9 protein-coding genes are annotated in these 9,856 nt (G+C 74.4%); 8 read left to right on the top strand and 1 reads right to left on the bottom strand.

The window, feature by feature from the left end:
• Positions 1 to 80 precede the first annotated feature (80 nt).
• The 8 genes from hemE (at position 81) to hemL (ending at position 8,942) form a co-directional block, all read left to right on the top strand.
• Entirely contained in the window at positions 81 to 1,145 is a 1,065-nt protein-coding gene (hemE, locus tag CWC38_RS09405; protein ID WP_240625192.1) for a uroporphyrinogen decarboxylase, read from the top strand.
• Positions 1,142 to 2,626: a protoporphyrinogen oxidase gene (gene hemG, locus CWC38_RS09400; RefSeq protein ID WP_121846500.1), complete on the top strand. Its 1,485-nt coding sequence runs from the start codon at positions 1,142 to 1,144 to the stop codon at positions 2,624 to 2,626. Before hemE ends, hemG begins: the two co-directional genes overlap by 4 nt.
• A 105-nt stretch (positions 2,627 to 2,731) precedes the next feature.
• The gene (gene hemQ, locus CWC38_RS09395) at positions 2,732 to 3,460 is read left to right on the top strand and encodes a hydrogen peroxide-dependent heme synthase (protein ID WP_206059889.1); all 729 of its coding nucleotides are present in this window, start codon (positions 2,732 to 2,734) and stop codon (positions 3,458 to 3,460) included.
• A gap of 1 nt (position 3,461) precedes the next feature.
• Complete coding sequence (locus CWC38_RS09390) at positions 3,462 to 4,667, top strand: ferrochelatase (RefSeq protein ID WP_121846499.1); 1,206 nt, start codon at positions 3,462 to 3,464, stop codon at positions 4,665 to 4,667.
• A gap of 44 nt (positions 4,668 to 4,711) precedes the next feature.
• On the top strand, positions 4,712 to 5,608 hold the full coding sequence (gene hemC, locus CWC38_RS09385; protein ID WP_439108837.1) for a hydroxymethylbilane synthase: 897 nt from the start codon (positions 4,712 to 4,714) through the stop codon (positions 5,606 to 5,608).
• Complete coding sequence (locus CWC38_RS09380) at positions 5,605 to 6,516, top strand: uroporphyrinogen-III synthase (RefSeq protein ID WP_121846497.1); 912 nt, start codon at positions 5,605 to 5,607, stop codon at positions 6,514 to 6,516. The genes hemC and CWC38_RS09380 overlap by 4 nt, the downstream gene beginning before the upstream one ends.
• Before the next feature lie 18 nt (positions 6,517 to 6,534).
• A complete protein-coding gene (hemB, locus tag CWC38_RS09375; protein ID WP_121846496.1) occupies positions 6,535 to 7,542 on the top strand; it encodes a porphobilinogen synthase in 1,008 nt (335 codons plus the stop codon).
• 80 nt (positions 7,543 to 7,622) lie between these two features.
• Positions 7,623 to 8,942 (top strand): glutamate-1-semialdehyde 2,1-aminomutase, encoded by a 1,320-nt coding sequence (gene hemL, locus CWC38_RS09370; RefSeq protein ID WP_121846495.1) that lies wholly within the window; start codon positions 7,623 to 7,625, stop codon positions 8,940 to 8,942.
• Positions 8,943 to 9,092: 150 nt separating this feature from the next.
• On the opposite strand, the gene CWC38_RS09365 is transcribed toward hemL, so the two are convergent.
• The gene (locus CWC38_RS09365) at positions 9,093 to 9,743 is read right to left on the bottom strand and encodes a 3'-5' exonuclease (RefSeq protein WP_121846501.1); all 651 of its coding nucleotides are present in this window, start codon (positions 9,741 to 9,743) and stop codon (positions 9,093 to 9,095) included.
• Positions 9,744 to 9,856: the final 113 nt, after the last annotated feature.

The raw sequence follows: 9,856 nt of genomic DNA, 5'->3' as shown, positions 1-9,856 counted from the left end.
CCGCAGACCCCGCCGCAGCACCGGGGGCCGGTGCCCCGCGCACGGGGGAGGACGGCGTCGGCGACGACTGGGAGCGGCGCCTGACGGCCCTGCCCGCGGGCCACCCCCTGCGCTCCGAGGGGGTCGCGCAGTCCCCGCTCGTGCGCACCCTGCGCGGGCTGCCCGCCGCCCACACGCCGGTGTGGTTCATGCGCCAGGCCGGGCGCTCGCTGCCCGAGTACCGTGCGGCCCGCGAGGGGACGGGCATGCTCGAGGCGTGCCTGACCCCGGAGCTGGCGGCGGAGATCACCCTGCAGCCCGTGCGACGCCACGGGGTGGACGCCGCCATCTTCTTCTCCGACATCGTGGTGCCCATGAAGCTCTCGGGCGTGGGTGTGGACATCGTGGCCGGGCGCGGTCCCGTCCTGGAGCGCCCCGTGCGCACGGCCGCGGACGTCGCCGCGCTCCCCGAGCTCGCGGACGCGGACCTGGACCCCATCCGCGAGGCGGTGGCCCGCACGGTCGCGGAGCTCGGGGACACCCCGCTCATCGGCTTCGCGGGCGCCCCGTTCACGATCGCCGCGTACGCCGTGGAGGGCGGGCCGTCCCGCGACCACCTGCGCCCGCGCACGATGATGCACGCGGACCCGCAGTCCTGGGAGGCCCTGGCGCAGTGGGCCGCCCGCACCTCGGGCGCCTTCCTGCGGGCCCAGGTGGAGGCCGGGGCGTCCGCGGTGCAGCTGTTCGACTCGTGGGCCGGTTCGCTGTCCCTGGGGGACTACGAGGCGCACGTCCAGCGCCACTCCGCGGACGCGCTCGCGGCGGTGGCGGAGCTCGGGGTCCCGCGCATCCACTTCGGCACCGGCACGGGTGAGCTGCTCGCCGCCATGCGGGACGCCGGGGCGGACGCCGTGGGCGTGGACTACAGGATTCCCCTGGACGAGGCCTCCCGGCGCCTGGGCGGGCGTACCGTGGTGCAGGGCAACATCGACCCCGCCCTGCTCCCCGCACCGCGCGAGGTGCTGCACGAGCACACCCGGGACGTCCTGCGCCGCGGCCGCTCGGCTCCCGGCCACGTGGTCAACCTGGGCCACGGCGTCCCGCCCGAGACCGACCCGGACGTCCTGAGCGAACTGGTGACCTTCATCCACAAGGAGACTCGGTGACAACTTCCTCCGGTGACACGCGCGGCAGCGCCACGCGGCGGCCCCGCACCGCACTCGTGGTGGGCGGCGGGGTGGCGGGTCTCACGGCCGCGCGCGACCTCGCCGCGGCCGGGCTGCGCGTGACCCTCGTGGAGGCCTCCGACCACTTCGGCGGCGCCGTGGGTGCCCACCAGGTGGCGGGCCTCGTGCTCGACTCGGGGGCGGAGTCCTTCGCCACCCGCTCCGACGCCGTTCCCCAGCTCATGGCCGAGCTGGGTCTCTCGGACCGGATGGTCACGCCCGATCCCGCCGGCTCGTGGCTGTGCCTGCCCGAGGGCGCCGTTCCGGCGCCGCGCTCGGGTGTGCTGGGCATCCCCGCGGATCCCACCGACCCCGAGCTGCGGGTACCGCTCGGCCGGGCCGGCACCTCGCGCGCCCGCCTGGACCGCATGCTGCCCGCCCGCGTGGGAGCGGGGGAGCGCACGGTGGGCGGTCTCGTGCGCGCCCGCATGGGACAGCGCGTGGTGGACCGGCTCGTGAGCCCGTTCGTCTCCGGGGTCTACTCCACGCACCCGGACCAGCTGGACGTCGACGCCGTCGCGCCCGGTCTGCGCGCGAGGATGCGTGAGCTCGGCAGCCTGGGGGCCGCGGCCGGCGCCCTGCGCAGCGCGAGCCCCGCGGGGGCGAACGTGGCCGGGATCGACGGCGGCATGAACCTGCTCAGCGAACGCCTCGTGCGGGACGCCGAGCGGCTGGGCGTCAAGCTCGTGACCCGCTACGACGTGATCGCCCTGGACCGCGACCCCCGGCGCCAGGGCTGGATGGTCATCCAGCGCCAGCCCACCAACGGGGACAAGACCGCGGTGGCCCGCGGCGAGCTGCTCGTGGTGGCCGCGGACGGGCCCACGTCGGTGCGGCTCATGGGCTCGCACATGCCGGACGCCCAGAACTACACGCCGCGCTCCGGCCCGCGGATCGCGCTCGCGACCCTCGTGCTGGACTGCCCGGCACTGGACAGCGCCCCGCGCGGCACGGGCGTGCTCGTGAGCGACGACGTCCGGGACGTCCGCGCCAAGGCGCTCACCCACTCGAGCGCCAAATGGCAGTGGGTGGCCCGCGAGGCCGGGGCGCACCGTCACGTGGTGCGGCTCTCCTACGGCCGCGCGACCCCGCGGGGCTCGGGACCCTCTCCCGAGGTGACCCTGGAGGACAAGCACCTGATCTCCCTGGCCCTCGGGGACGCGAGCACCCTGTTCGGCGTGCCCATCGAGCCGTCGCAGCTCGTGGGCGCGGACGTGGTCCGCTGGCACGCGGCGCTGCCCCGCACGGACGCCGGGCACACCGCGCGGGCCACCGGTTTCCGGCGGGCCCTCACCGGCATCCCCGACGCCGTGGCGGTCGGTGCCTGGCTCTCGGGCACCGGACTCGCCGCGGTCGTCACGGACACCCGGCAGCAGGTCGCCAGGCTGCTCGCCCGGCACGGATTCGACGCGGGCACGTGACGTGCCGCGCGGGGGCGGGGCGGCGTCGTCGACGACGCCCGCGTCCACCGCGCGCCGCACGGGCCACGGCGAACGAGAAGAGAAGAACGCGAAAGGAAGTGCAGCATGACGGAGCACGCAACGAGGACCGGACAGGGCGCGGACGAGCGCGCCGGGCACGAGGGCGAGGGAACGCTGTACTGGGCCGGGTACACCGTGCTGGAGCGCACCGGGCAGCGGCCGCAGGACGCGGACTCACCGGCGAACCGGGAGTCCTTCGACGCGCTGGTGGCGCGGCTGGCCGAGCGCGACGTGAGCGTTCGCGGCGTCTACGACGTCTCCGGGATGCGCGAGGGCGCGGACCTCATGGTCTGGCTCACCGGCAAGGAGCCGGACGAGCTGCAGGCGGCCATCCGCGAGCTGCGCCGGGAGCCCCTGCTGGCCGGGACGAAGCAGTCCTGGAACGCCATGGGCGTGCACCGTGAGGCGGAGTTCACCTCCAACCACTCCCCGGCGTTCGCGCGCGGCGCCGAGGCCCAGAAGTGGGTGTGCGTCTACCCGTTCGTGCGCTCCTACGAGTGGTACTACATGAACCCGCAGCGCCGCGGGGAGATGCTCAAGAACCACGGCATGAAGGCCCGTGAGTACCCCCAGGTGCTCGCGAACACCATCGCGTGCTTCGGGCTCAACGACTTCGAGTGGCTGCTGGCCCTGGAGGCGCCGGAGCTCGTGGACCTCGTGGACATCATGCGCCACTTTCGCAACACCGAGGCCCGCCTGCACGTGCGCGAGGAGACCCCGTTCTACACGGGCCGACGGATCACCACCGAAGAGATCGCCGAGGTGCTCGACTGAGATGACCACCGACCAGCAGACCAACGCGCTCAGCGCCGCGCGCGCCAACGACCCGCACGCGTTCGACGCACTGATCCTCTCGTCCTTCGGGGGCCCCGAGGGTCAGGAGGACGTGATCCCGTTCCTGCGCAACGTCACCCGCGGGCGCGGCATCCCCGACGAGCGGCTCGAGGAGGTGGCCACCCACTACCGTGCGAACGGCGGTGTGAGCCCCATCAACGCCCAGAACCGGGCGCTGCGGGACGCCCTGGAGGGCGAACTGCGCGGGCGCGGCATCGACCTGCCCATCCTGCTCGCCAACCGCAACTGGGACCCGTACGTGGCGGACGTGCTGCGGCAGTGCCACGCGAGCGGCTACAAGGACCTGCTCGTGCTGGCCACGAGCGCCTACTCCGGCTACTCCAGCTGCCGCCAGTACCGCGAGGACTACGGCGTGGGCCTGGAGGAGACCGGGCTGCAGGACGAGCTGCACGTGGAGAAGATCCGGCAGTACTACGACTCCGAGGGCTTCCTCCGCCCGTACGCCGGCAAGCTGCGGGACTCCCTGCTGGCCCTGCGCGAGCGCACGGACGGTGCGCTGCGCGTGCTGTTCACCACCCACTCCGTGCCCATGACGGACGCGAACGCCGCAGGGCCCCAGCGGATGAGCTTCGAGGGCGACTCCGCCTACGTGGCGCAGCACCTCGCGGCCGCGCGGTGGATCGTGGAGCAGGTGGGGGAGCCCATGGACGGTGTGGAGTGGGAGCTCGTGTACCAGTCCCGCTCCGGGCCCCCGCAGGTGCCGTGGCTCGAGCCGGACATCTGCGACATCATCGAGGGACTGCCCGAGAAGGACGTCACCGGCGTGGCCGTGGTGCCCCTGGGCTTCGTGTCCGACCACATGGAGGTGCTGTGGGACCTGGACACCGAGGCATGTGAGGCCGCGGCTGCGGCCGGACTGGAGTTCGAGCGCATCCCCACCGCCGGCACGGACCCGGACTTCGTGGCCGCGCTCGCGGACCTCGTGGAGCAGCGGCTGGGCACGCCCACCGCGCCCCCGCGGATCTCGGCGTGCGCCCAGGGCACGTGGTTCGACACGTGCGCCCCGGACTGCTGCGTGAAGGTGCTGCGCGGGCAGAGCGAACCCCGCCCCACGATCGCCCAGCGACCGGTGGGCGAGCCCATCCCCGTGGGTCTGGACGAGAACGGCGAGGTGATCCGCCGGTGACCGCTGCCGTGTTCACGGTGGGGACCCGGGGCTCCCAGCTGGCCATGACCCAGAGCCGCTGGGCGGCCGAGGCGGTCACCCGTGCCGGGGGTCCCGAGCACGAGCTCGTCACGGTGCGCACCGAGGGGGACGTGCTGACGGGGCCGCTGTCCCAGCTGGGCGGCACCGGGGTGTTCGCCACCGCGTTGCGCGCGCAGGTGCTGGACGGCCGGGTGGACCTGGCGGTGCACTCACTCAAGGACCTCCCCACGGCTCCCGTGGCGGGTCTGCGGATCGCGGCGCTGCCCGAGCGCGAGGACCCGCGGGACGCCCTGTGCGCCCGGGACGGTCTCACGCTCGCGCAGCTTCCCGAGGGCGCCGCCGTGGGCACCGGCTCACCGCGGCGCGTGGCGCAGCTGAGGGCCCTGCGCCCGGACCTGCGCATCGTCGACATCCGCGGCAACGTGGGCACCCGCCTGAACCGGGTGCACCCCGGGGACCCCGGGGACCTGGACGCGGTGGTGCTCGCGGCGTCCGGACTGCGCCGCCTGGGGCTGGAGGGGCGGATCACGGAGTACCTGGACCCGCACATGATGCTGCCCGCACCCGGCCAGGGAGCGCTGGCGCTCGAGGTGAGCGCGGATCTGAATCCGGACTCGGACCTCGCCCGAGGTCTCGCGGCGGTGGACCACGGGCCCACGCGGCTCGCGGTCACGGCCGAGCGCGCGGTGCTCGCCCAGCTCGAGGCCGGGTGCGCAGCGCCCGTGGGCACGTTCGCGCGGCTCGAGGGCGGTGTCCTCTCCCTCGACGTGGTCGTGGCGAACCCGGACGGCTCCGAGGTGATGCGTCGCAGCGAGACGCTCGCGGAGCCCACCGCGTCCGGCGCCGAGGCCTTCGGACGGCGCGTCGCGGACGACCTGCTGGCCCACGGCGCCGACCGGCTGGCTCGGCTGACCCTGTGAGCTCCCCCCGCGTGCTCGTCACCCGCGACCCCGCCGCCGCGCTGCCCCTGGCGGTGCTGCTGCGGGAGCGCGGGTGCGAGCCGCTCGCCGCCCGGCTGCTGGAGGCCCAGCTGCCCGCGGACACGCGTCCCCTGCGCCGACTGCTGCGTGAGGCCACGGAACCCGCGGTCCCCACGTGGCTCTGCGTCACCTCCGCCACCACCGTGGCCGCCCTGGCCGCGGTCGCGGAGTCCCCGGACTGGGGCGCCGTGCTCGACGCCGCCCGGCGGGGCCCGTCCGGGTCCGCACCCGCCGGGGGCGGCAGGCTTGGGCTGCGCACCGCCTCGGTGGGCGCCGCCACCACCCGGGCTCTCGGGGAGTACGGTGTGGGCGTGGACTTCGCCCCGTCGAGCGCCTCCAGCGCGGCGGGAATGCTCGCGGAGTGGCCCGAGGACCCGCGGGCCGTGCCGAGCGCGCAGACGTGGCGGGTGCTGCTGCCGGTCTCGTCGCTCGCGTCCCGCACGCTGCAGGACGGTCTCACCGACCGGGGGTACCGCGTGGAGCGCGTGAGCGCGTACGAGACGGTTCCGGCCCCGGCGGCGCGCCCCCTGGCGAGCGGCCCGGTGCCCACGGACGCACCTCCGGAGTGGACCTCCGAGCACGCACGGGCGGCGTGCGCCACCGGCGCGGTGGCCGCCGTGGTGGTCACGGCGCCGTCCCGGGCCGCGGCGCTGCTGAACGGGAACATCCCGGCGGAGGACGTCGCGTGGGTCGCCATCGGGGAGCCCACGGCGCAGGCCCTGCGGCACCATGGCGTGGCTCCGGTGACCGCGGCGCAGCCCACGCCGGACGCGCTCGCGGCGGCGGTCGGCGCGGCACTGGGCCGGCCGACTGGCTCCGGCACGAGCAGAACGACCCGCACGACCTAGACCTCAGGAGATCTGCAGATGAACGACGACGACGTGTCCTACGACCTCGTGTCCCGCCCCCGGCGGCTGCGCAGCACACCGGCCATGCGCCGGTTCGTGGCCGAGACCAGGGTGGACCCCTCCGACCTGATCCTGCCGGTGTTCGTCAAGGAGGGGCTCCGCGAACCGCAGCCCCTGTCCTCGATGCCCGGTGTGGTCCAGCACAGCATGGACTCGCTCCAGCGCGCGGCGGCGGAGGCCGTGGAGCTCGGGCTGGGCGGCTTCATGCTGTTCGGCGTCCCCGAGACCCGTGACGCCGTGGGCTCCGCGGCGCTGGACCCGGACGGGATTCTGAACCGCGGCATCCGTGCGGTGCGCGAGGAGGTGGGGGACGACGTCGTCGTGATGTCGGACCTGTGCCTGGACGAATTCACGGACCACGGCCACTGCGGGGTGCTGGACGCGCAGGGCCGCGTGGACAACGACCGCACCCTGGAGATCTACGGGCGCATGGGCGTGGCCCAGGCCGAGGCCGGGGCTCACATGCTGGGCCCGTCCGGGATGATGGACGGACAGGTGGGTGTGATCCGCGCGGCACTGGACGCCGCAGGCCACGAGGACGTCTCGATCCTCGCGTACACCGCCAAGTACTCGTCCGCGTTCTACGGCCCGTTCCGTGAAGCCGTGGACTCCACGCTCACGGGGGACCGCAAGACCTACCAGATGGACCCCGCGAACCGCCGGGAGGCGCTGCTGGAGCTGCAGACGGACCTGGACGAGGGCGCGGACATGGTCATGGTCAAGCCCGCGATGAGCTACCTCGACATCCTGCGGGAGGTCGCGGACGCCTCACCCGTGCCCGTCTCCGCGTACCAGATCTCCGGGGAGTACGCCATGATCGAGGCCGCCTCGGCCAACGGCTGGATCGACCGGGAGGCCGCCATCCGGGAGTCCGTGCTGTCCATCAAGCGCGCCGGCGCGGACTCCATCCTGACCTACTACGCCACCGAACTCGCCCGCTGGCTGCGGCAGGACAACGGCCGGTAACTGCTCTCAGGCCGCGGTGCAGAGCCGCGCGCCACGGTGTCTCCGGGACCCGCTCCCGGCGAAAGGAATGAAGTGATCTCATGAGTGTTTCGCAGGAACTGTTCGACCGTGCCCGCCGCGTGATGCCCGGGGGCGTGAACTCGCCGGTGCGCGCGTTCAACTCCGTGGGGGGCACCCCGCCGTTCATCGCGGCCGCCAAGGGCCCGTACCTCACGGACGTGGACGGACGGGAGTACGTGGACCTCGTGTGCTCGTGGGGCCCCGCGCTGATCGGCCACGCGCACCCCGTGGTCACGGAGGCGGTGCACGAGGCCGTGGAGCGCGGGCTCGGCTTCGGCGCCACCACGCGCGGGGAGACCGAGCTCGCGGAGCTCGTGGTGGACCGTGTGGCACCGCTCGAGGAGATCCGCATGGTCTCCACGGGCACGGAGGCCACCATGACGGCGCTGCGCCTCGCCCGCGGGTACACGGGCCGGGACCTCGTGGTGAAGTTCGCGGGCTGCTACCACGGCCATGTGGACTCGCTGCTCTCCGAGGCCGGTTCCGGTCTGGCGACCCTCGCGTTGCCGGGCTCCGCGGGCGTCACAGCGGCCACGGCCGCTCAGACGCTGGTGCTGCCGTACAACGACGTCGCCGCGCTCGAGGCCGTGTTCGCGGAGCACCCCGGGGAGATCGCCGCGGTGATCACCGAGTCCGCGCCGTGCAACATGGGCGTGGTCACCCCCGAGGACGGCTTCAACGCCGCCATCCGCCGCCTCACCCAGGAGCACGGTGCGCTGATGGTCCTGGACGAGGTGCTCACCGGGTTCCGCGTGCACGAGGCCGGATACTGGGGGCTGAGCAACGCCAGGGGCGAGAGCTGGGCGCCGGACCTGTTCACGTTCGGCAAGGTCATCGGCGGCGGACTGCCCACCGCCGCGCTGGGCGGACGCCGCGAGATCATGGAGCACCTGGCCCCCACCGGGCCGGTCTACCAGGCGGGCACCCTGTCCGGGAACCCGGTGGCCATGGCCGCGGGGCTCGCCACCCTCAAGTGCGCGGACGCGGTGGCCTACCAGACCATCGACCGCCGTTCCGAGCAGCTGCGTGCCGGTCTGCGCGAGGCGCTCGACGCCGCCGGGGTGGACTACTCCATCCAGGAGGCGGGAAACCTGTTCTCGGTCGCGTTCGGCACGGGCGCCACCGGGGTCCACGACTACGCGGACGCCAAGGGCCAGGAGACCTTCCGGTACACGCCGTTCTTCCACTCCATGCTGGACGCCGGCGTCTACCTGCCGCCCTCGGTGTTCGAGGCGTGGTTCCTCTCCGCCGCGCACGACGACTCCGCGATGGACCGGATCCTCTCGGCCCTGCCCGCCGCCGCGCAGGCGGCAGCGGCGGCCGAACCCCCGCAGGCCTGATCCGTCCCCTGCCACGGCCCGCCCGCAGTGGGGGTTTCGCGCGGGGCACGGTACGACGACGGCGCGGCACCCGGGTGGGTGCTGCGCCGTCGTCGTCTGCGGGGGTTGCCGCGGCGATCCGTCCGGGGCCCGCCAGACCCGCCGGGCTCGCTAGGGCCGCGGATGCACGGGCCACGTGCCGTCCACCACGGCGGCGGGGTCCTTGCGGCGGAAGTACTCCTGCAGGGAGGCGGCCTGCTCCGCGGCCCAGCCGATCTGCCGCTCGTGCAGCGCGGCCGCGGGCTGGCGGAGCTCGGTGAACCGCTCGGCCATGGCGCTCGCGAGCCGTTCCGTGGCCAGCGCGTCCGCCGCGGAGGTGTGGGCGGCGTCGAGCACCACGCCGTACTCCTCGCACAGGGCGCCCAGGGTGCGCTTGCCGCGCCGGTAGCGGTGCACCTGCTTGTTGAGCACGAACGGGTCCAGCACGGGGTGCGGCTGCGGGGCGGGGAGGCCGTGGCGCTCGGTCTCCCGCGTCAGCACCGTGAGGTCGTAGGCGGCGTTGAACGCCAGCACGGGGGTGCCCTCGCGCCAGAAACCCGTGAGCAGCTCGGCGAGCTCGGCGGTCACCTCGGCGAGCGGGCGGCCCTCGGCGCGGGCCCGTTCCGTGGAGACACCGTGCACCGCGGCCGCCTCCTCCGGGATCTCGACCCCGGGGTCCGCGAGCCACTCCCACTCCCGGAGCACCTCACCGGCGGGGGAGACCAGCACCACGGACGCCGTCACGATGCGCGCCTGCTGCGGGTCACGGCCCGTGGTCTCCAGGTCGAAGCACGCGCGGGGAGCCTCCGTCCAGGCTGCGGGGCGGGACGCCGGCGCCTCGAAGAGGGCGGGCTGCTCCGCAGCCTGGACGGAGGCTCCCCGCGCGTGCTTCGACC

The organism is Kocuria tytonicola (assembly GCF_003687455.1).
In the GTDB taxonomy this organism is placed as follows: domain Bacteria; phylum Actinomycetota; class Actinomycetes; order Actinomycetales; family Micrococcaceae; genus Kocuria; species Kocuria tytonicola.
This window is presented reverse-complemented; position numbering and strand designations above follow the sequence as displayed.